21 protein-coding genes are annotated in these 19,798 nt (G+C 70.3%); 12 read left to right on the top strand and 9 right to left on the bottom strand.

What is annotated here, in order from left to right; translation table 11 throughout:
• Positions 1 to 187: 187 nt before the first annotated feature.
• On the top strand, positions 188 to 1,645 hold the full coding sequence (locus ACIA5D_RS20870; RefSeq protein ID WP_396031785.1) for a plasmid pRiA4b ORF-3 family protein: 1,458 nt from the start codon (positions 188 to 190) through the stop codon (positions 1,643 to 1,645).
• 110 nt (positions 1,646 to 1,755) lie between these two features.
• Here ACIA5D_RS20870 and ACIA5D_RS20865 read toward each other — a convergent pair whose 3' ends face one another.
• From ACIA5D_RS20865 to ACIA5D_RS20845, 5 genes are all read right to left on the bottom strand, one after another.
• Positions 1,756 to 2,049, bottom strand: a complete 294-nt coding sequence (locus ACIA5D_RS20865; RefSeq protein WP_396031784.1) for a DUF1540 domain-containing protein — start codon at positions 2,047 to 2,049, stop codon at positions 1,756 to 1,758.
• Between the two features lie 77 nt (positions 2,050 to 2,126).
• Positions 2,127 to 2,261: a hypothetical protein gene (locus ACIA5D_RS20860; RefSeq protein ID WP_396031783.1), complete on the bottom strand. Its 135-nt coding sequence runs from the start codon at positions 2,259 to 2,261 to the stop codon at positions 2,127 to 2,129.
• Positions 2,258 to 2,404, bottom strand: a complete 147-nt coding sequence (locus tag ACIA5D_RS20855; RefSeq protein WP_396031782.1) for a hypothetical protein — start codon at positions 2,402 to 2,404, stop codon at positions 2,258 to 2,260. Before ACIA5D_RS20855 ends, ACIA5D_RS20860 begins: the two co-directional genes overlap by 4 nt.
• 107 nt (positions 2,405 to 2,511) lie before the next feature.
• Positions 2,512 to 2,859: a hypothetical protein gene (locus ACIA5D_RS20850; protein ID WP_396031781.1), complete on the bottom strand. Its 348-nt coding sequence runs from the start codon at positions 2,857 to 2,859 to the stop codon at positions 2,512 to 2,514.
• A gap of 321 nt (positions 2,860 to 3,180) precedes the next feature.
• The gene (locus tag ACIA5D_RS20845) at positions 3,181 to 3,489 is read right to left on the bottom strand and encodes a hypothetical protein (RefSeq protein ID WP_396031780.1); all 309 of its coding nucleotides are present in this window, start codon (positions 3,487 to 3,489) and stop codon (positions 3,181 to 3,183) included.
• A 301-nt stretch (positions 3,490 to 3,790) separates the two neighbouring features.
• Between ACIA5D_RS20845 and ACIA5D_RS20840 the strand changes: the two genes are divergently transcribed.
• Positions 3,791 to 5,401, top strand: coding sequence for an IPT/TIG domain-containing protein (locus tag ACIA5D_RS20840; protein WP_396031779.1), 1,611 nt, complete (start codon positions 3,791 to 3,793; stop codon positions 5,399 to 5,401).
• A gap of 87 nt (positions 5,402 to 5,488) precedes the next feature.
• Here ACIA5D_RS20840 and ACIA5D_RS20835 read toward each other — a convergent pair whose 3' ends face one another.
• Positions 5,489 to 6,136: a hypothetical protein gene (locus tag ACIA5D_RS20835; RefSeq protein WP_396031778.1), complete on the bottom strand. Its 648-nt coding sequence runs from the start codon at positions 6,134 to 6,136 to the stop codon at positions 5,489 to 5,491.
• Between the two features lie 162 nt (positions 6,137 to 6,298).
• Here ACIA5D_RS20835 and ACIA5D_RS20830 point away from each other — a divergent pair, with 162 nt between their 5' ends.
• On the top strand, positions 6,299 to 7,561 hold the full coding sequence (locus ACIA5D_RS20830) for an IPT/TIG domain-containing protein (protein ID WP_396031777.1): 1,263 nt from the start codon (positions 6,299 to 6,301) through the stop codon (positions 7,559 to 7,561).
• On the opposite strand, the gene ACIA5D_RS20825 is transcribed toward ACIA5D_RS20830, so the two are convergent.
• Positions 7,558 to 8,268: a hypothetical protein gene (locus ACIA5D_RS20825; RefSeq protein WP_396031776.1), complete on the bottom strand. Its 711-nt coding sequence runs from the start codon at positions 8,266 to 8,268 to the stop codon at positions 7,558 to 7,560. The two genes, ACIA5D_RS20830 and ACIA5D_RS20825, sit on opposite strands and share 4 nt — an antisense overlap.
• 173 nt (positions 8,269 to 8,441) lie before the next feature.
• Here ACIA5D_RS20825 and ACIA5D_RS20820 point away from each other — a divergent pair, with 173 nt between their 5' ends.
• Positions 8,442 to 10,235 (top strand): S8 family serine peptidase, encoded by a 1,794-nt coding sequence (locus ACIA5D_RS20820; RefSeq protein WP_396031775.1) that lies wholly within the window; start codon positions 8,442 to 8,444, stop codon positions 10,233 to 10,235.
• Between the two features lie 155 nt (positions 10,236 to 10,390).
• Positions 10,391 to 12,313 carry a S8 family peptidase gene (locus tag ACIA5D_RS20815; RefSeq protein ID WP_396031774.1) on the top strand — a complete coding sequence of 641 codons (1,923 nt, stop codon included), beginning with the start codon at positions 10,391 to 10,393 and terminating at the stop codon, positions 12,311 to 12,313.
• Between the two features lie 44 nt (positions 12,314 to 12,357).
• Here ACIA5D_RS20815 and ACIA5D_RS20810 read toward each other — a convergent pair whose 3' ends face one another.
• Positions 12,358 to 13,134, bottom strand: coding sequence for a hypothetical protein (locus ACIA5D_RS20810; RefSeq protein WP_396031773.1), 777 nt, complete (start codon positions 13,132 to 13,134; stop codon positions 12,358 to 12,360).
• A 125-nt stretch (positions 13,135 to 13,259) separates the two neighbouring features.
• Here ACIA5D_RS20810 and ACIA5D_RS20805 point away from each other — a divergent pair, with 125 nt between their 5' ends.
• From ACIA5D_RS20805 to ACIA5D_RS20790, 4 genes are read left to right on the top strand one after another with little or no spacing between them, the layout of a single operon-like run.
• Positions 13,260 to 13,859 (top strand): sulfite oxidase-like oxidoreductase, encoded by a 600-nt coding sequence (locus ACIA5D_RS20805; protein WP_396031772.1) that lies wholly within the window; start codon positions 13,260 to 13,262, stop codon positions 13,857 to 13,859.
• Positions 13,829 to 14,587: a ferredoxin reductase gene (locus tag ACIA5D_RS20800; RefSeq protein ID WP_396031771.1), complete on the top strand. Its 759-nt coding sequence runs from the start codon at positions 13,829 to 13,831 to the stop codon at positions 14,585 to 14,587. Before ACIA5D_RS20805 ends, ACIA5D_RS20800 begins: the two co-directional genes overlap by 31 nt.
• Complete coding sequence (locus ACIA5D_RS20795; protein ID WP_396031770.1) at positions 14,584 to 14,847, top strand: DUF6510 family protein; 264 nt, start codon at positions 14,584 to 14,586, stop codon at positions 14,845 to 14,847. The genes ACIA5D_RS20800 and ACIA5D_RS20795 overlap by 4 nt, the downstream gene beginning before the upstream one ends.
• A 15-nt stretch (positions 14,848 to 14,862) precedes the next feature.
• Positions 14,863 to 16,626: a HelD family protein gene (locus tag ACIA5D_RS20790; protein ID WP_396031769.1), complete on the top strand. Its 1,764-nt coding sequence runs from the start codon at positions 14,863 to 14,865 to the stop codon at positions 16,624 to 16,626.
• On the opposite strand, the gene ACIA5D_RS20785 is transcribed toward ACIA5D_RS20790, so the two are convergent.
• Positions 16,623 to 17,003, bottom strand: coding sequence for a hypothetical protein (locus tag ACIA5D_RS20785; protein ID WP_396031768.1), 381 nt, complete (start codon positions 17,001 to 17,003; stop codon positions 16,623 to 16,625). The two genes, ACIA5D_RS20790 and ACIA5D_RS20785, sit on opposite strands and share 4 nt — an antisense overlap.
• Before the next feature lie 237 nt (positions 17,004 to 17,240).
• Between ACIA5D_RS20785 and ACIA5D_RS20780 the strand changes: the two genes are divergently transcribed.
• From ACIA5D_RS20780 to ACIA5D_RS20770, 3 genes are all read left to right on the top strand, one after another.
• Positions 17,241 to 18,032 (top strand): SGNH/GDSL hydrolase family protein, encoded by a 792-nt coding sequence (locus ACIA5D_RS20780; protein ID WP_396031767.1) that lies wholly within the window; start codon positions 17,241 to 17,243, stop codon positions 18,030 to 18,032.
• Positions 18,033 to 18,128: 96 nt separating this feature from the next.
• Entirely contained in the window at positions 18,129 to 18,545 is a 417-nt protein-coding gene (locus tag ACIA5D_RS20775; protein WP_396031766.1) for a PLD nuclease N-terminal domain-containing protein, read from the top strand.
• A 78-nt stretch (positions 18,546 to 18,623) separates the two neighbouring features.
• Positions 18,624 to 19,673 carry a hypothetical protein gene (locus ACIA5D_RS20770; protein ID WP_396031765.1) on the top strand — a complete coding sequence of 350 codons (1,050 nt, stop codon included), beginning with the start codon at positions 18,624 to 18,626 and terminating at the stop codon, positions 19,671 to 19,673.
• Positions 19,674 to 19,798: the final 125 nt, after the last annotated feature.

Here is a 19,798-nt window from a genome sequence, read left to right as displayed (position 1 = left end):
ATGGGGTGTCTGCAGTTTGCTCCAGGCTGACGGTCGTATCCGTTGTCATGAGGTGTGCAAATCCATCGAGTGTGGGTGGATTGCAGCCATCTGCCGCCGCGGTGGAAAGATGTGGCCGATGAGTCCCGTGAGTCGCGGCCGCAAACGCGGCAGGTCCCGGCGATCCGATCAGCGAACCCTGCGCGCCGTGCCGCCCCTGGTGCCCGGCACCTGCGATTGCCCGGCCTGCTCGGGCGAGGATTTCGACCCGCAGCAACTGATTGACGGCCTGGTCGCCGGCGGTGCCGAACTGCTCGAGGCGGACGATCCGCTGGAGGCGGAGCTGTTCGGTGCGACGTTCCTGGCCGCGGGCAGCGTCGCCGGTGACGGCTTCGCCGACGCATTCGCCGACGGCATCGTGCCCGCCGTAGCCGCGCAGGCGGGCCGGCAGTCGCTCGCCGTGCTGATCGCGCTCGGCGCGCTGGACGATGGACCGGCGGCCGCCGATGCCGCCGCGCGACTGATGAGCGCGGGCGTGCCCTCGCCGGCCTGGGCGAGCGAGCTCGGCGAGCCGGTCCGTGTCGGTCCGTGTCGGCGTTTCACGGATCCGGACGACACCGCCTCGATGCTCGTCTGCACCTTTGACCGCGGTGGGCGCTCACACGGCTTCCTCATCCATGTCGATCACACGGACTGCCATGCCGCGGTCAACATCATGCTCGTTCCCGCCGAGATTCTGGGTGACGTCCTCGATACGATCCGGACGAACGGCCGCCACACCGGCCTGAAAATCGAGGCGGAGGACCTCCTCCCGGCCGAGTTCCGCTGGCAGGTCGAGCGGGCCCTCGACGCCCGCGCGGTGCACGACGCGGACCTCGGCCCGGAGGCGCTGGAGGAGGACGACGACGAGAACGCGCCCGGCTATCACCAGCTGGCAGTGCTGCTGCGAGCCCGGATGCGGGCGCTGCCCGAGCCGCCGCGGCCGCCGGCCCCGCACACCGACGCGTCCTCCCCTCAGGACATGCTGGACTTGCTGAAACAGCTCAATGCCGGCCCGCGCGCACCGCGGCAGCGAAGAGCCACCGCGCCGAAGCTGCCGGTGAAACGGAAGAAGTCGAGCGCGACGGCGCCCATCTACCAGATCAAGGTGGCCCTCAAGGGCACGAAACCGCCGATCTGGCGGCGCCTGGAGGTCCCCGCCGACACCAGCCTGGCCAAGCTCCACGAGATCATCCAGGTGGCGTTCGGCTGGGACGACGCGCACATGCATGTCTTCGAGACCGCGTACGGGGATTTCGGTGTCGCCGACCGGGAGTTGGGCCACCGAGCGGAGGCGCCGGTGACCCTGGAGCAGATCGCGTCCGCCGAGGGTGACAGGTTCCAGTACACGTACGACTTCGGCGACGACTGGACGCATGAGATCGTCGTGGAGAAGGTGCTGGACCGCGCCGCCGGGCCGTACCCGAGGTGCACCGGTGGCCGGCGCGCCGCCCCGCCGGAAGACTGCGGCGGCGTCTGGGGTTACGCCGAGTTGGCCGAGGTGCTGGCCGACCCGGGCCACCCCGAGCACGCCGAACGGCTGGAGTGGCTCGGCTTGGACTCTGCCGCCGACTTCGACCCCGCCCATTTCGACGCCGCCGACATCACCGCGCTACTCACCACCTGAACCCCCTTTTCGTGAATGTCGGCGCCGTCGACCAATAACGAAGGCATGCCTTACCTAAAACGCGAGCGCCCGCCGTCTCGACCGGAGACGGGCGGGCGCGGCGAAATGGATTATCGCTTCTCGTACGTCAGGCAGTCGGCCTTGTCACCCGACTGACCGACGACAATGGCCGGCGCGTGACACTCGAGGTCGGTGTTGTGCATGCAGTCGGCCCGCTTGCATGCGCCCACCTGTGCCAATGCCTTGCCCATGCCGCCCTTGCCGGCCGTGTCGACGAACGTGTCGCACTCCGCCGACTGGGTCGTTCCGATGGTGATCGCGAACGCCGTACAGCCGTCGTGGTTGTAGCCACACTCAGTCACTGTGCAGGTCTGAACTCGCGGCATTTCCAGCATCTGCGTCATGTCGGCCTCCAGTTTTCGAGCTCGGATACGACTTCGACGATAAACCAGTATCGGTTCCGCCGAAAACGACGCCACGATTAACTTATATGAGGCAAGACACCCCTAAATTGCCGCGACTCGATACCGCGCGACGTGAAGACCGAGCTGCTGGTCAGCTCGGACTGGTGGTATCCGGGATCGGTCAGCGCGGCGTCGACCTCGACGTTGCTCACGACGACCAGGTGGTATCCCCCGCCTTGGGCACACCGACGGCAAAGAACAGCACGCCGGACGCCGGACGCTGGAGCTCGATGGTCGCCGGGCCGCCGGAGCTCGTGGCGGCCGCGGAGAGCGTGCCGCCGACGCCGCCGTTCACGCTCGTGATCGTCGTGCCGGCCGGGATGCCCAGGCTGATCGCTCCGACGACACCGTTCCAGTCGGTCGACGTGACCTTGCTGGTGGTGAAGGCCGTCGACCCGCCTGTCAGGGTGACGTGGCGAGAGTGCCCAGCGTGCTCGCGATCGCGGGCTGCGAAATGGTCGCGGTGAGGCCGTCGGCGGCGACCGAGACGACGGTGGTCCCGTCCGGGACGGTCGGGGCGAGGCTGAACATCCGCCCGATGTCGTCCCTGGTGAACCCGCCCTCGGCCAGGCCGATCGTGGTGGTCTGCCGGCGGTGGTGAGGAACTTGTTGTTCAGGTGGTGGCCCCAGGCCGTTCGGCCGTGTGCCATCGCCCGGTCGAGGCCGTTTGTAGACGCCGTCCACCAGGAAGACCCGAGCCGCCGTCCCGCCGTCGCCGAACGCCATCGACAGGAAGCCGGAGCCCTGCACGTCGACCTCGCTCTTCGAGCCCGCCGGGCGTGGTCACCACCAGGCTGACGTCGTCCTCGGCGGAGTGGGCCGGCGCCCGCGCGGTGAAGATGATGTCGCTGATCGGGCGGACGTCGGTCAGCGGGATGACGCGAGGGTGGCCGTGATCTTCGTCGGGTCGGTCGGGAACCGGCTGCCGGTCACGATGATCGTGTTGCCGCCCCGGAGGGGCTGCTGTCCGGCGAGATCGCCGTCGGGGTGGCGAGCGCGGCCGCGGTATAGGCGCCGGACGGCAGGGCGCCGGCGTAGACGCAGATCTGGTACGTGGTGGCTGGCCGTTGGTCAGGGGCAGCGGCGGGGCCACGACCAGTACTCGATTGGTGGAGATTTGCCTACGGCGGCGGGTGCGACCGCGCCCGAGGCGTCATAGCTCGCCAGGCAGGGTCCACCCGGGACGAGAAGCGCGGCAGGCGTGGCGACACCGGCGAGGAATGCGGTGGTCGACGAGGTCATCACCAGGCTGGCGGCGGTCAGATAGGAGCCGCTGGGCGGGTTCACGATGGCGACCGGCGCGGCCTGGGCGGCCTGCGGGCCCGCGAGCAGGGCGGCGACGACGCCCATCCCCGCCGCGGCCGGGAGCGTTCTGGACATGTGCGGTCCTTCCGCGATCGCGGGGAGTCAGGCAGCAGCGTAACCCTCCTTTTCCCGGCAATTGCCGCCAGGCACATAGATCAGACAAACGCCCGGAAAAGCATTCGGCGAACGGCCATCCGCCCCTCGTGCTATAGGCCCATAGGGGGTAAAGGTTGCAAATTCAGCGAACTTCATCACTCTGGGCAAACCCCCGCATACCGGGGGTTAGGCTCCCTTCCGAGATGGCCCGCGACGGTTCACCGGCAGCCGGGCCCCACCCAATCAGCGATGCGGTCTGCGGGCCGCAGGAGGACCTCGCATGCGAAAGATCAAGTCCGAATCAGGATCCCGGGGGCTTCGAACCCGCATCGGGATCGCGACCGGAGCCGCGGCGGCCACGGCTCTGGCCCTGACGGCCGCGCCGGCCTACGCCGCGGCGGGAACGCTGTCTCTCAGCTCGATCTACGGCCCGACCGCCGGTGGCAACACGATCACCGCGACGTTGTCGCCGGGCAGCTCGCCCAACCCGACGGCGTTCACGAGCTCGACGAACGCCCAGTTCGTAGCCATGGCGACGACCTCGACCGCGTGCCCGGCCATCTACACGGCCCCGGGCACCAACCTCGGCGCGACCGTCCGATACCTCAGCGGAACCAAGGTCGCCGTCACGGTGCCGACGGGTGTGGTGCTGGCGAGTGGCGCCGCGTCCACCAACTACAAGCTGTGCACATACAACGGCACGACGATCGGTACGGGCGGCAGCGCCCTGGTCGGTCAGACCACTTACACGGTTGGCACGCCGCCGACCATCGTGAGCGTCAGCCCGTCGTTCGGCCCGTCCCTGGGCAACACGACCATCACGGTCACGGGCACCAACTTCACCAGCACCAACCTCACTGCCACGCTGGACAACGAGCCGCTCGGCGACGTCACCTACATCGACTCGTCCCATTTCAGCGCCAAGACGCCCGCGCACGCGCCCGGCGGCCCCTACACCGTTGCCGTCACCACGCCGGGCGGAATGGTGAACACCCTCGGCAGCGGTGCCCGGGCCGACTTGTTCACCTACTCCAACGGCGTCGTCACCGCGCCGAACACCGCGCCCATGTCGACCACCCCGGTCGACGTCGACCTCCAGGGCGTCGGCTTCTCCGTCCTCGACTTCACCGCCACGACCGGCGCGCACCCCGGACAGAACAAGGCGCACGTCTACCTGGTCCGCGGCGACTACGACCCGACCCTCACGGCCACGGCCACGCTCAAGACGAACGGCCCGGTCGACGAGTGCACCGGCGTCATCGTGATCAGCGACAAGGAGCTGCTCTGCAGCCTCGACCTGAGCGCGGGCGTGCGTCAGACCCGGACCGTCAAGGACGCGGTGACGAACACGGACACCAGCCTCGTGTCGGCCACGGCCAGCTTCGCCGCTGGCGATGTCGGCAAGTCCGTCGTGGGCACCGGCGTTGCGGCCGGCACGACGGTACTGACCTACACCAACCCAACCACGGTTGTCCTCTCGGCGCCCACGACGGCCACCGCCACCGGCGTCACGGTCAGCATCGGCACCTCCAAGACGCTCACGGCCGTCGGCGTCGCGAATTCGGGCAGCACCGCCATCACGGGCGGCGGCACGGGGTACGTCGCCACCACCGGGACCCAATGCGTCACTGGCACCGGTATTCCGCTGGGCACGACGCTCGGCACCATCACCAGCAGCGGCGCGGCCGCGGTGCTGTCCAAGGCCGCCACGGCGTCTGGCACCGGCCTGACGATCAGCATCGTCGACTGCCCGGTTGCGAACGACACCTACACGCTGACCGTCGTCAGCAACGGCCTGTTCGACGTGCAGACCGGCGGCACGAACGTGGACACCACCTACAAGGAGGCCGTGATCTCGAGCGGTTCCACCTTCACCGTCTCGGACTTCTGATCCGACCTCGATGAAGACCAACTGAAGATCTGAAAACGGTGGCCCGGAGCGCAAGCTCCGGGCCACCGTCGATCGTGGAGAGAACGGTCAACGCAGCGCCGCCCAAGCCTTGCCGATCTCCGCGACACTAGCCGCCATCGACGGCCGCGCTTGGGTGTCCACCGCGAGCGTGTAGACGCTCTTCTTCGCGCTGAGCCGCCAGCAGAGCAGCATCGTAGGGCGCTCCCTGGCGGGCACGTTCGCGCTCGGGGTGAACGTCTGGGTGCAGGTTGCGCTCCCAACGGCCCGGCCGTTGCGAGCCCAGGCCAGCTCCCGATACCCGGTGAGATCCTGCCGGGCCGAGGACACCCTCAGCGTGCGCCCCGCGGCGTTCGAACCGACCTGCCGCACCTGGACGGCCGCCGGGTCGACCTGGCCGGCCACCGAGAGCGGATGACGCACCTCCGTGCCGAGGCGCTGGTTCGCATCGCGGGCCGCGTTGGCACGCTCACGCACGCTCTTCGGCGACGCGGAGGCCGCAGCTTTCTCCGGCTCGACCGGCCGGCTCTGCTCGTCGGCGCGCGTGGACGAATGTCGCACCATCGTGGCGGGCGGTGGCGCCACCTCGGCCGTGGTGCCGGCGTCGCGCGTGGCCCGGTCGGTCACCAGAAAGGCGCCCGTACCCAGCAGCGCCGCAAGCCCCGTGACGCCGATCGCCATTCGAAGGCGTCGGCGGCCATGGTCGGTTTTGTTCATGTGCTCAGTCCTTCGCAGGTTTCGGCCAATGGGCCGCCCGGCGATTGGACAGCGGGGCGACCCCCGATCCCTCATGCTCTCGCATTAAGCATGACAAAAACGCTAAAAGTCATTATTTCTCACATTAGGCTGCGATGGAGTCGAGCTTCTGGAGGATCCGTCATGCCCACGCCGCGATTCGTTCGCTCCGCCATCGCCGCCGGCACGGCGAGCGTCGTCACCCTGGCCGGTCTGGCCGGCCCCGCGACGCCCGCCTTCGCCGCGGCCACGATGACGCTCAACACCGCGACCGGCCCGAGCGGCGGCGGCAACACGGTCATCGGGACGATCGCGACGACCTCCTCCTACCCGTCCCCGATCGCCGCGGGAACAGTGCCCAACGTGCAGTTCCAGTACTTCGGACTGGGCAGCACGGCATGCGACGCTGCCCCCGAGACAGAGACGCAGATCGACGGCAGCGGGCTGAACACCAGTGCCGGCGCGCTCACCGTCGACCCGGAGGACGTCTACCGGCTCTCCGGCACCAGGGTCGCCTTCACCGTGCCGACCGGCCCCTATCCTGAGCTCGACGGCAACAACCAGCCCAGCACGATCAACACCGAGGGCCTGACCCTGTTGCCGTCGCAGACGACCGCGAAATGGTTCGTCTGCGTCTACGACTCCGTCTCCAACGTCCTCATCGCCTCCACTTCGTACACGCTCGCCGTGCGCCCCACCATCACCTCGATCGTGCCGAACGGCGGGCCGGCGCTGGGTGGACAGACCATCACGGTGAACGGCACCGGGTTCTTCACGGGCGCGACCGCTACCGTCGGCGGAGTCGCGCTCACCGAGGTCAAGGTGTCGCCCACCGGCACCAGCCTCACCGGGACCACGCCGGCCCACGCACCCGGCGCCGGCCAGACGGTCTCGGTGACCACCACCGGCGGAACGGTGGAGAGCAGCGACCCGGACAACAACGGCCAGCCGCAGGACAACGACGTCGCGACCGACGACGCCCCGCGCTACTACACCTTCACGAACGGCATCGTCATCACGCCGGACACCGCGCCGGCCGAATCGACAATCAGCGTCGACATCCAGGGCGCCGCCCTGGGCTCGCTCATCTTCGACACGAGCGGCCTGGGCTCACCCACCGATGCCACCGCGCACATCTTCCTGGTCAAGGACGCGTACGACCCCGGCAGCAACCGCGGCGTGCAGGAGTGCACCGGCATCGTCCCGATCGGCGATGGTGAGCTCATCTGCACCCTCGACCTGTCGAGCAGCCTGGACCCCACCACCAGCGCACCTCAGATGACCCCGGTGGCGGAGGGCACCTACACGCTGACCGTGGTGGCCACCGGCGACCCCCTCGCATCGGCCGGCGATGCCGCCGCGAGCATCGTGAGCAGCAACGCCACGTTCACGGTCGCCTCGTACTAGCCGAGCTTCGCCCATTCCCGGTCGATGATCTCGAGGCTGTCCTCGGCGGCCGGCTTGTCCTTTCGCGACACCGCGAGCGTCACCACGCTCCGGTCGGCGGACGTCCGCCAGCACAGCAGCAGCGTCGGGATCTCCCGGGCCTTCACCCGGTTGGCGAACGCCACCCGTTTCGTGCAGCGCGCCGTGCCGACCAGCTTGCCCTCGTCCGCCGCCAGTCGCAGGTCGGGCCCGCCGGTGAGGTCGCCCTTCGCCGTCGTGATCCGGATCGTGCCGTCGGCGGTTGGCTCGGTCCTGGTTGCCAGCTCCGGCGCGTTCATTCCCTTCGCGGAGACCGGCTTCTGCGAGTTCTTCTCATCCTGCTCCCGCGCCTTCTTGATCTCCCGGCGGAGCTTGGCCGCGTCGGCCGAGGACATCGGCGCGGTGGAGACCTTGGGCACCGGCGACGAGGCGGGCGCCGAGGACGCGGGCACGGAAGATGCGGGCGCGGAGGTCGGATCCACGGCCTGGGCGGCCGCCGTCGGCACGTCCGAGGTCGGCGCGCTGACCGTGCCGACCGCGTCCACATCGCCGGTCGCGGTCAGGTGGCTGGTGAGCAGATAGCTTCCGACCCCGAGCACCGCGAGCCCGGTCACCGCGCCCACCACGATCCGCGCCCGCCGCCCACGCGGCACGGCGTCGCCGGGCTGATCTTCGTCGTGAACAGTCATGTCCCCATGGTCGCAACGGATCGGACATAGCGGGCGAAAACCAGCAACCGCCGGCTGTGAGTTTGCCGAGTGCGGCATGGTTGCGCTGCAACCGTCCTGCTCCCCCGGCATCACCAAGCAGGGCCACATCCGTCCGACTGTTAATCCTCGATTCCCCTACGCGAGGACGACAGATGAAGCACATGCATCGGTACGCCGCCACCGCCCTGGCGGCAGGACTGTTCGCAGGCAGCACCGCCGTGGCCCTTGCCGTGAAACACGACGAGGCCGGCCGGTTCGGCCTGACCGCCACCCCCGACCAGTTGCTACCCAGCACGGTCAGCCCGACCCACCCGGTACGCGTGGTCGGCACCCAGCTGGACGCGGACGGCCGCCCGGTGGTCAGCGCCGGCACGGCCACCGACCGGCAGACGGCGACGTCGCTGGTCACCGCGGCCCAGCGGGCGAAGAACGCGCTCGGCGTCGAGATCGACGCGCCGATGTCCGCGCTCAGCGCGCCCACCGGCGCCGATGTGCTCCGCGCGGACCAGTGGGGCCTTGCCAAAATCAACGCACCTGAGGCCTGGCAATCGTCGACGGGCGCGGGCGTGACCGTGGCCGTCATCGACACCGGCGTGGACGAGACGCACGAGGACCTCACCGGGCAGGTGCTGCCGGGCATGGACTTCGTGACCGGCATCGAGGGCGGCACGAGCGTCGACCCCAACGGGCACGGCACCCACGTGGCCGGCACCATCGCCGCGCTCACCGGCAACGACACCGGCATCTCGGGCGTCGCCCCGGACGCCAAGATCCTTCCGGTCCGGGTGCTGGACGAGAACGGCAGCGGCTACATGTCCAACGCGGCCAACGCCATCGTCTGGGCGGCCGACCACGACGCCGACATCATCAACATGTCATTCGGCTCCACCGTGCGCACGCTGGCAGTCACCGCCGCTGTCAACTACGCCCGCAACCAGGGCGTCACCGTCATCGCAGCCGCCGGCAACGACCGCGGCCTGGGCAGCCCGGTCAGCTATCCGGCCGCCGACCCGGGCGTCATCGCGGTCGCCGCCACCGACGAGTTCGACCTGGTCGCCGGCTACTCCAGCGCCGGCACCTACGTCGATGTGGCGGCGCCGGGCAACGCCATCGTGAGCGCATCCGTCGACGACCCGTACGCGACCATGTTCGGCACCTCGATGGCGGCCGCGCAGGTCTCCGGGGTGGCCGCCCTCGTGGCCGCCCGGCAGCCCGGACTCACACCCGACGACATCGAGGACGCGATCGAGGGGTACGCGGTCGACAAGGGCGCCCGGGGCAAGGACAAGGACTTCGGCTGGGGCCGGATCGACGCCGCCGCCGCGATCGAGGGCGCGGACACGATCGCCGGCACCCCACCGGCGTCGCCCACGGCGTCGGCCTCCCCCACGGCCAGCCCGAGCCCGACCACGGCCAAGAGCCGCGTGTCCGTCACGGCCGTCTCCTCGAAGGCGAGCGTCACGTACGGCGCGGCCACGACCACCACGTTCACGGTCCTGGTCAACGGAAGGGCGGCGGTCTCGCGCCCGGTCCAGCTCTGCACCGCCGAGTCGGGCGAGGCGTTCGTGTGCTCGGACACCACCACGTCGGGCGTCGGCAAGGTCACCGTCAGCCGCACCGCCACCGGCTCCTACCAGCTCCTGCTCTCCGTCCCGGTCACGGACACGTCCTACGCGGCGGGCTCGAAGGTGGTCAGCTACAACGTGGGAAGCACAGTCGTGGCGACCAAGACGGCCTCGGGCACGATCAGCATCGCGATCACCGGCGACGCCGACCAGGCCGTCCAGGTCCAGCGGCTGGTCAAGAACAAGTGGGTTCTGGTCACCGCGTACAAGGCCGTGCCCAACCGCACCGTGAGCAACCTGATCCGCGGCCAGCAGTACCGCGTCATCGTGCCGGACCTGCCCGGCATCACGGGCGTCACCAGCAAGCCCATCCTGCTCTGACGGTCCGCGCCAGTGTGCCCCGGAAGCCGATGGCTTCCGGGGCGCCGCCGTGTCCGCGCCCGGCCGGCGCCGCAACGGATCTGCTCCCTACGGATCACCAAGTAGCGCTCAGCGTGGCCGATTTTTGGGCTCGTCCCCAACCGGAGGTTGCAAACATGAGGAACCACCTGCGTCGTTACGCGATCGGCGCGCTGGCTGTCGGAGCCGTTGCCGGGGCGTCCGCCATCGGCTTCGCGGGCGCCGGGGCCCAGGCGGCCGCGGCCGCCCCGGCCTGGCGGCCCACCACGTACGGCCTGACCGCGAGCCCGGCGCAGCTGCTTCCGGCCAACGTCTCCACGGGCCGCCCGGTGCGGGTGGTCACCACGACCGTCGACAGCAAGGGCCGGCCCGTGATCACCACCCGGACCGCCACCGACAAGACCGCTGCCACCGCGCTGATCACGGCCGGTCAGCGCGCCAAGGGCGCTGTCAGCGTGAGCCTGGACTCGCAGGCGCACGCGATGGACGTGCCAACCGGCACCGACCCCTACCGCTCCCAGCAGTGGGACTTCACCAAGATCCGCGTGGCGGACGCCTGGCAGAAGTCGACCGGCGCCGGCGTCACGGTCGCGGTGATCGACAGCGGAGTCGACGCGAGCCACCCGGATCTCGCCGGCCAGGTGCTGCCGGGCAAGGACTTCGTGGCCGGCGCCGAGGGCACGAGCACCGACCCCAACGGCCACGGCACCCACGTGGCCGGCACCATCGCCGCGCTGACCGGCAACAGCGCCGGCGTGTCGGCGGTCGCGCCGAGTGCGAAGATTCTTCCCGTACGCGTGCTGGACGCCAACGGATCGGGCTGGACCTCCGACATCGCCAACGGGATCATCTACGCCGCCGACCACGGCGCGAACGTCATCAACATGTCGCTCGGCGGGGCCGGCCAGTCCGCGACGATGAGCAACGCGATCACGTACGCCCGCAGCAAGGGCGTCACCGTCATCGCCGCGGCCGGAAACTCGCGCCAGTCGGGCAGCCCGATCAGCTACCCGGGCGCCGACGCGGGCGTGATCGCGGTGGCCGCCACCGACTCGGCGGACAACGTTGCCAGCTACTCCAACCAGGGCAGCTACGTCGACGTGGCCGCACCCGGCAGCAACATCTGGAGCACGGTCCCCGCCGCGAAGGGCAACTACGCCAGCTACAACGGCACGTCGATGGCGACGCCGCACGTGGCCGCGGTCGCCGCGCTGATGAAGGCGTACAACCCGTCGCTCACCCCGGACGCGATCGAGTCGGCCCTCGAAAGCTCGGCCGTCGACCTGGGCACGGCCGGCAAGGACACCGACTTCGGCTACGGCCGGATCGACGCGGTGGCCGCCCTGAACGCCGTCGCACCCGCGACGACCGCACCCACCACGGCCCCGACGACGGCGCCGACCACTGCTCCCACGACGGCTCCCACGGTGGCGCCCACAGTGGCCCCGACCCCGTCGAAGACGACCACCGTCGCGCCGACCCCCAGCAAGACGGTCACGCCGACGCCGACCAAGACCACGCCCAAGCTCCGCCCGGCCGTCAAGGTCGTCGCCTCCGCCTCCTCGCCGGTCTACGGCGCCACCGTCACCGTCGCCTACACGGTCACCGTCTCGGGCAAGCCGTACGCCGGCAAGACGGTGAAGATCGGCACCGCCGCGCCGAAGGGCACGTTCACCTTCACCGACGCGACCACCAGCACCGCCGGCGTCGTGACCTTCAGCCAGAAGGCGACCGGCAACCTCCAGGTGAAGCTCGTGGTCCCCGCCTCGGACACCACGCTCGAGGTGAGCTCGGCGGTCGGCTCCTTCACGGTGAAGACGAAGATCGCGGTGACCTCGCCGGCCAAGGGCACGCTCAAGGCCACCCTGACCGGCGCGACCGGCCAGGCCGTGCAGGTGCAGCGCCTCGAGAAGGGCCGCTGGCTGGTCGCCAAGACGGTGACCGCGTCGCCCTCCGACCTGACCGTGACCGGGCTGACCTCGGCCGTGCAGTACCGGGTCGTCGTGCCGTCGACCGCCACCCTCACCGGCGTCACCAGCACCGCGGTGAAGATCGCCTGACCTCTCGCCCACCATGGGCCCGGGACCGCATCTGGTCCCGGGCCTCAGCCCATGCTCGCCCACTCCCGCGAGATCACGACCCCGCCGACCGCCGGGTCCGGCCGCCCCGCGGCCCGCGTGGCGACCACGACGATGCTCTTGAACGGCGACGTCCGCCAGCACAGGAGCAGCCCCGGCCGGCTCTCCGGAACGGCCGACCCTTCGGCGCGGAAGTTCTGCGTGCACCGCGCCGCCCCCACCGGCAGCCCCGCGTCCGCCACCCCCAGCAGCTTCCACCGCGGGGTGAGGTCGAAGCGCGCCGACACGATGCGCAGCTGGGAGCCGTCCGGCCCGACCTCGTTGCGCACGGTGGCGCCGATGTCGGCCGCCGCCACCCCGCCCGGGTTGGGCTCGAGCAGGCGGCTCACCTGCGAGGCGGCGAGCTCGTCGTCGGTGAGCCCGCTCGGCGACGGCACCGGCGACGGGAGCCAGGAGCGGCGCGCGGCCGAGATCGTCCCCGGCGGCGGACCGGAGCCCGGCACGGTCTGCGGCTCGTTCGGGGTGGGGACGGGCGTGGCGGGAGTGGGCGTGGCGGGAGTGGGCGTGGCGGGCGACGGGGCCGGCTCGAGGGCGACCGTCGACCCGCGGCCCAGATACCAGGTCGTCCCGCCGTACGCGATCGCCCCGAGCGTCAGCCCCACGGCCGCGACCGTCGTCCCGATCCGTCGCCGACGGCGGCGGCGCTGCCGCGCCGAGACGTAGATCCCGTCGTCGTGGCCCCTGCCCATGCCCAGCTCTCCGTCACGGTCCTTGGTCGCCTCGATGATCTCACCCAGCCGCACAAACCGCTCCAAAACGGCAAACCGCCGCGACGATCGGCCACCCGGTCCGGCTGTGAGCGCGGGCACCCGGAAATGCGCCGCAACCAGTAGTACGGGGAATTCATCGTGGGGTTTACTCATGCTTCATGGGCATCATTTCGAGAGGCTTCGGCGGCCGTCGACGCGAGTCGATCCCCGGCCTGCCACCCGGGCAGTACCTGACCCACGATTTCCCCGTGCTCTCCGCGGGCCCCACGCCCCGCGTCCCGCTCGACCGGTGGAGCTTCACGGTCACCACCGAGACGGGTGAGCGCAAGAGCTGGAACTGGCAGGAGTTCACCGCTCTGAAGCACGACGATGTGACCGTAGACATCCACTGTGTCACGAAATGGTCGAAGCTCGGCACCACCTGGCGCGGCGTCTCTATAGACACGCTGCTCGAGGACGTCGAGACTGCTGCGGACTACACGATGGTGCACAGCTTCGGCGGCTACACCACGAACGTGCCGCTGGAAGACCTGCTGGACGGCAAGGCTTGGATCGCCTATAAGTTCGACGGAGAGGATCTTGAGCCGGAGCACGGAGGCCCGGCCCGGATGCTCATCCCTCACCTGTACTTCTGGAAGTCCGCGAAATGGGTCAACGGCCTGCAGATGATGCAGGAGGACGAGCCGGGCTTCTGGGAGGCGGCCGGCTACCACATGTACGGAGACCCATGGCTCGAGCAGCGGTATCAGGGCGACTGATCTGGCGTGCGGCGACCCTCGCCGAGGCTCGCCAGGAGACACCGTCCGCGCGCACGCTGGTGCTGGATGTGCCCGACTGGCCGGGACACTTTCCCGGCCAGCACGTCGACGTGCGCCTGACCGCGCCCGACGGCTACCGGGCCCAGCGCAGCTACTCGATCGCGTCCGCCTGGGCTTCCGAAAGACCCGGAATGGTCGAGTTGACCATTCAAAGGCTCGACGACGGCGAGGTATCGCCGTACCTTACCGACGTGCTCGAGGTGGGCGATCAGATCGAGTTGCGCGGCCCGGTCGGCGGCTGGTTCGTCTGGCGCGAGACGCAGCAGCGTCCCGTGCTGCTGCTCGGCGGCGGATCCGGCGTGGTGCCGCTGATGGCGATGGTGCGCGCCCGCGGGCTGGCGAGGGCCAAGCAACCGTTCCGCCTGATCTACTCGGTGCGCACGCCGGAGGACGTCCTCTACCGCGACGAGCTGCCCCGGCACGTACGCGATGACCCTGGTTTCGATCTTTATCTGAACTACACGCGCAAGGCGCCGGAGGGTTCGCCGAACGCTCCGAAGCGCGTCGACGTGGCCACGATCAACACGCGCGGATGGCCGCCGGACTTCGAGCCGGACTGCTATGTCTGCGGGCCGACCACGTTCGTCGAGGCCGCCGCCGACATCCTGGTCGCGCTCGGCCACGACCCCAAGCGCATCCGGACGGAACGCTTCGGAGGCACGTCATGAGAGAGCTCGACGGGAATGCGATGGCGGGCGACCTGCGCGAGATCTTCGCGTTCGACGTGACCGCCGCGCAGTACACCTGCGCCGGCTGCGGCCACGCCGAGGCGATCGGCGCCCTGATGCTGTGGGGACAGGAGATGGGCCGAGTGGCCCGCTGCCCGCACTGCGGCGACGTGGTGCTGCGCCTGGTACGGGCGAGCGACCGCGTCTTCCTCGACATCCGCGGCGCCGTCCGCCTCGAATTGCCCCTCGCGGGCGTCTGAACCGGCCGGCCGCCCGTGTTCCGCCAAGCCGACCCGGGCGTTCCCGCCGACGACGACCTGCTCGCCGAGCTGGGCCGCGATCGCCTTGCGGACGGGCCCGATCTGGTCGCGACGATCCGCGCGTTGCAAGACGAGGTGGTTCACGCCCCGCTCGACCGCCTGGTGGTCGTCCAGGGCGGCCCGGGCACCGGCAAGACGATGACGGCGCTGCGCCGCGTGGCCTGGCTGATCGACGAGGGCCTGGTCGACGACGCGGAGACGCTGGTGGTGGGCCCGTCGGCGGCGTTCGCCCGGTTCACCGACGACGTGCTGACCGCCTGGGGCTACGACCGGGTCGAGCACCGCTCGGTGGCCGCGCTGCTGCCGCCTTTGGATCACGCGCTGGAGGAGTCGCCGCAGGTCACCCGGCTCAAGGGCGAGGCGCGGATGGCCGGGCTGCTGGCACGCGCCTTCGAGGAGCGCCCCGGCAGCGCGACCGGCGAGCTGCCCAGCTCGATCGACATCGACGGCAGGACCGTCACGCTCGATCCGGTCGCGCTCAAGCGGGTGATCGACACGGCCCGGGCCAGCGAAGCGTCCCCCACCGACCGGCGCATCCTGCTGCGTGCCACGCTCGTGGCCGGCACCCGCGACCCGCGCCTGGTGCTGGAGGCCGCCAACCGGCTCGCCGAACGGCTGTGGCCGTCGCTCGACCCCGAGGGTTTCCTGCGCGAGCTGTTCGACTCGCGCGAGCTGCTGACCTCGGCGGCCGGCGGCGAGTTCACCGACCGTGAGATCGCTTCGCTGCACCGCGCGCCCGAGGAGGCGTGGAGCGAGGCCGACCTGCCGCTGCTCGACGAGGCGGCGCACCTGATCGACGGCGACCCCAAGGGCTTCGGGCACGTGGTGGTCGACGAGGCGCAGGACCTCTCGCCGATGCAGCTGCGGGCGATCGCCCGGCGGTCGGCGACCGGGTCGATGACCGTGGTCGGCGACGTCGCGCAGTCGACCGGGCTGTGGGCGCGCGACGACTGGCACGACCTGGTGGCGCAGCTGCCGTCGGCCCAGCCGCACGAACACCGCGAGCTGCGCTTCGGTTACCGCATCCCGCGGCAGATCTTCGATCTCGCCGCGGAGCTCCTGCCGATGGCCGCGCCGAGCGTCACGGCGCCCAATACCGTACGCGATGGCACGGCCGACCCGGTGATCGTGCCGGCCGACCCCGGTGATCGTGCCTCGCTGGTCGCCGCCGCGGCGGCCGGGCACGCGGAGCAGGGCCGGTCGGTGGCCGTGGTGTGCCCGGCCCGGTGCCGCGCGGAGATCGAGGCGGCGCTGAACGCGGAGGGCCTCGAGTGGCACTCGGCGGCCGAGGACGCGCCGGGGATCGCGGGGGTGGCGCTGCTGGCGCCGCACGAGGCCAAGGGGCTCGAGTTCGACGCCGCCGTGGTGGTCGAGCCGGGGCACATCCTCGACGACGATCCGCGCGGGCACCGGTTGCTGTACATCGCGCTGACCCGGGCGACCGGGCATCTGCACCTGATCGGGGCGCCCGAGGACCTGCCGATCGAGCAGCTCCCGCCCGCGCTCGTCGAGCCTTCGCCCGAGCCATCTCATGAGCCGGTGGCCGAGGTCGCCGCGCCGGCGCCCGCCATGATCGAGATCGAGCTGGACCCGGCCACGCACGAGACGATCAACATGGTGGTGCAGGCGATGGCGGAAACGCTGCTGGCCGGCCTCACGCCCGAGCTGTGGCCCGTGGCGATGAGCCGGCTGGAGCAGCTGATCAACCCGGAGGTTTAGCGGAACCCTCCGCGCAGGCGCTGGGCCAGGGAGGCCGGCGGTCGCGGCGGGACGGTTGCCGCCGTCGTCGATCTGGCCGGGCGCGAGCGGCCCACCGGCCGGTCGTAGTCGGCGGTCGCGATGGCCTCGACGATCTGGCCGTCACCGTAGTTCTCCGAGTCGGGGATCGAGGCGACGAAGCCCACCAGGATCCCGTTCAGCATGATCTGCGCCTCGAGGCCCGCCGTGCCGTCGTTGTCCCAGATCGCCTCGCGCCCGTCCGGAAGCACCACGCGGATGCCGTACTGAGTGACGCCGGCCTGCGGCAGCTTGACATGGGCGAAGACGTTGCGTGCCCGAAGCGTTTCGACGACCCGACGTGCCCGTTCTTCTTCCATGTGAAGACGGTAATGCGATCAACTGTGCGCACGCTGAGGGCCGCCTGTGGCACTCATGAAAGATCACCACGAGCGGTACGCGGTCGATCACTGCACGACATAGATGCAGGTCACATCGACGGATGTTACTCCGTCGTAACAGGAAAATCACCGTATTTCTTTTCCCACTCCCTTGACTTACGGTCCGGTAACCGGAGCGCTCCGGCTTCCTCTCCCTCATGGACCGGAGGCCATCCGATGAGCAACCGTTCCGTCGTCCTCGGCTGTCTCGTCACCATCGCACTACTCAGTCTCGGCATCGCGGCCCCCGCCGCCGCGGCGTCCTCCGTCGACTACGTCGCGCTCGGCGACTCGTATTCCTCGGGCGTCGGCGCCCCCGGACAGGCCGGGCTGTGCCTGCAGAGCCCGAACGGCTACCCCGGCCAGTGGGTCAGCCGCAACACGCCCAAGTCGTTCACCAACCTCAGCTGCGGCGGCGCCGTCACCGGCGACGTCCGGAGCCTGCAGGTGCCGCTCATCCCCGGCGGCACCGACCTGATCAGCATCACCATCGGCGGCAACGACGCCGGCTTCGCGCCGACGGTGCTCAGCTGCCAGGTCTCCAGCGACGCCGCCTGCGCCCGGACGGTCGCCGACGCCGAGGCCGACATCCGGGCCACGCTGCCCGGCAAGCTCGACGCGACCTACGCGGCGATCAAGGCCAAGGCGCCGCAGGCCAAGGTGGTCGTGCTCGGCTATCCCCTGCTGTTCGACACGTCATCGTCGTCGTGCGGCCTCACCGGCATGAGCCTGGCCAAGCGCCGCGTGCTCAACGACGGGGCCAAGGTGCTCGACGATCTGATCGCCCAGCGCGCGCCGGCTGCCGGGTTCACCTTCTCCGACGTACGCGACGAGTTCGCCGGCCACGGGATCTGCGCGTCCACGCCGTACCTCAACAGCCTGACCATCTCCCCGCCGCAGAACTCCTTCCACCCCAACAAGAGCGGTTACACGTACGGGTACCTGCCCGCCTTCGCCGCAGCGGTGTAGTAACGGTGGCCCGGTTTCCACAAGCCGGGCCACACTACCGATTTGCACCTTTTCCGGGACCACAGGATCTTCCCAGGTTTGGCAGTATCTACGGCCATGATCCGCCTCTACTCGCTGTTCGTCCTCCTCGACCTGGCGCTGCTGGTCGTCGCGCTGATCGACTGCCTGTCGGCCGAGGAGTTCGCGATCCGTGCCCTGCCCCGGGTGGCCTGGGTGTTCATCATCCTGCTGTTCTCGCCGGTCGGCGCGATCGCGTGGTTCGTGGCCGGTCGCCCCGCCCCGCCGGTCCGCCTGAGCAACGGCAAGGTCTGGCGCCCCGGCAACGGCTTCCCCGAGTCCGATCGCCCCCGGCAGCGAGGCGCCCAGCTCGCGCCCGACGACGACCCCGAGTTCCTCAAGAACCTGGCGACGTCCCTGCGCGACGACGAGTCGATGATGAAGAAGTGGGAGGCCGACCTCCGCCGCCGCGAGGAAGACCTCCGCCGCCGCGAGTCGGACGACAAGGAGCAATAGCCTCCCGCGCGCGTCACCCGCCCGGCTTCGTCGCCGGGCGGCAGGATGGCCCACGTGACAACGTGGACGGTTCGAACCGTGGCCGCGGCCGATTCCCGCCTCGGGCTCTTCCCCTCGATGGGCGAGTACCAGGTCTACGACGACCACGTCTTCGACGCCTTCGACGCGGCCGACGACCGCCACCGCGCCTACCGGGACGCCGTCCGCGCAGCCTCACCCGGCAAGGTGGTCCTCGACATCGGCACCGGCCGGGACGCCCTCTGGGCGATCGAGGCGGCCCACGCCGGCGCGCGGCACGTCTACGCCATCGAGGCCGACCCGGCGATGGCCGATCGCGCCGCGGCGGCCGCGGATGCGGCCGGGCTGAGCGACCGGGTCACGGTCCTGCCGGGCCTCTCCCAGGAGCACACCCTCCCCGTACGGGCGGAAGTCTGCGTCTCCGAGATCGTCGGCAACATAGCCACGGCCGAGGGCGCGCTTCCCACGCTGGCCGACGCCCGTTCTCGCCTTTGCGCTCCCGGCTGCGCATGGATCCCGTTCCGCATGCAGACCTGGGCCGCAGCGGTCGACCTGCCCGAGACCGGCCCACCGGCGATGGCCGCCGAGTCCCTCCCGTACCTGTACTCGATCTTCGAGGCCACCGGCAGCCCCTTCGACCCGCGCCTCTGCCTGGCCGGTCCCGCCCACGAGAACGTGATCTCCTCCTGCGCCCCGATCGAGAGCGCGACCTTCGAACCCGACGCCACGAGCGCCGGCAGTGGCGAGGGCAGCAACGAGGCCACGAGCGACGGCAGCAACGAGATCACGCTGCGGATCGCCATGAACGCGACCATGACCGGAATCCTCCTCTGGGCCCGCGTGGCGGTCTCCGCCCGAGGTGGCCGCGAGGTCGACGCCCTGACCGGCGACACCCGAGCCTGGGCGCCGATCTACGTCCCGCTCCCCCGCGCTCACCCGGTCGGCGCCGGCGATCACCTCACGCTCGCCCTGACCCGCACCACCAGCGACGACGGAATCCACCCCGACTACGACCTCACGCTCGACGGCCGCCCGGTCTGGCACAGCCCGCACCACGGCGGCCCGTTCCGCACCACCCCCTTCTACCAGGCGCTCTTCCCACCAGCCTGACCCGTTGACGAGTTGCCCGCCCGCCGCGACTCATCAACGGTGAGTTGCGGCGCGGAGCGTGCAGCAAGTCATCAAGGTCGCGCGGCGTCGGGTGGCTGGCAGGCCGGCGTTGATGAATTGCGGTG

The sequence above is a fragment of the Actinoplanes sp. NPDC051513 genome (assembly GCF_044454685.1).
GTDB lineage: Bacteria > Actinomycetota > Actinomycetes > Mycobacteriales > Micromonosporaceae > Actinoplanes.
Note: the sequence above shows the minus strand (reverse complement) of the source record. Positions and strands in the feature narration are given on the sequence as shown.

Bases quoted from the DNA above. Each gene is read 5' to 3' on its own strand.
- ACIA5D_RS20785 (WP_396031768.1), bottom strand. From the start codon at position 17,003: ATGGAAGAAGAACGGGCACGTCGGGTCGTCGAAACGCTTCGGGCACGC.
- ACIA5D_RS20795 (WP_396031770.1), top strand. From the start codon at position 14,584: ATGAGAGAGCTCGACGGGAATGCGATGGCGGGCGACCTGCGCGAGATC.
- ACIA5D_RS20820 (WP_396031775.1), top strand. From the start codon at position 8,442: ATGAAGCACATGCATCGGTACGCCGCCACCGCCCTGGCGGCAGGACTG.
- ACIA5D_RS20800 (WP_396031771.1), top strand. From the start codon at position 13,829: ATGGCTCGAGCAGCGGTATCAGGGCGACTGATCTGGCGTGCGGCGACC.
- ACIA5D_RS20835 (WP_396031778.1), bottom strand. From the start codon at position 6,136: ATGAACAAAACCGACCATGGCCGCCGACGCCTTCGAATGGCGATCGGC.
- ACIA5D_RS20840 (WP_396031779.1), top strand. From the start codon at position 3,791: ATGCGAAAGATCAAGTCCGAATCAGGATCCCGGGGGCTTCGAACCCGC.
- ACIA5D_RS20845 (WP_396031780.1), bottom strand. From the start codon at position 3,489: ATGTCCAGAACGCTCCCGGCCGCGGCGGGGATGGGCGTCGTCGCCGCC.
- ACIA5D_RS20865 (WP_396031784.1), bottom strand. From the start codon at position 2,049: ATGACGCAGATGCTGGAAATGCCGCGAGTTCAGACCTGCACAGTGACT.
- ACIA5D_RS20780 (WP_396031767.1), top strand. From the start codon at position 17,241: ATGAGCAACCGTTCCGTCGTCCTCGGCTGTCTCGTCACCATCGCACTA.
- ACIA5D_RS20805 (WP_396031772.1), top strand. From the start codon at position 13,260: ATGGGCATCATTTCGAGAGGCTTCGGCGGCCGTCGACGCGAGTCGATC.
- ACIA5D_RS20775 (WP_396031766.1), top strand. From the start codon at position 18,129: ATGATCCGCCTCTACTCGCTGTTCGTCCTCCTCGACCTGGCGCTGCTG.
- ACIA5D_RS20825 (WP_396031776.1), bottom strand. From the start codon at position 8,268: ATGACTGTTCACGACGAAGATCAGCCCGGCGACGCCGTGCCGCGTGGG.
- ACIA5D_RS20815 (WP_396031774.1), top strand. From the start codon at position 10,391: ATGAGGAACCACCTGCGTCGTTACGCGATCGGCGCGCTGGCTGTCGGA.
- ACIA5D_RS20830 (WP_396031777.1), top strand. From the start codon at position 6,299: ATGCCCACGCCGCGATTCGTTCGCTCCGCCATCGCCGCCGGCACGGCG.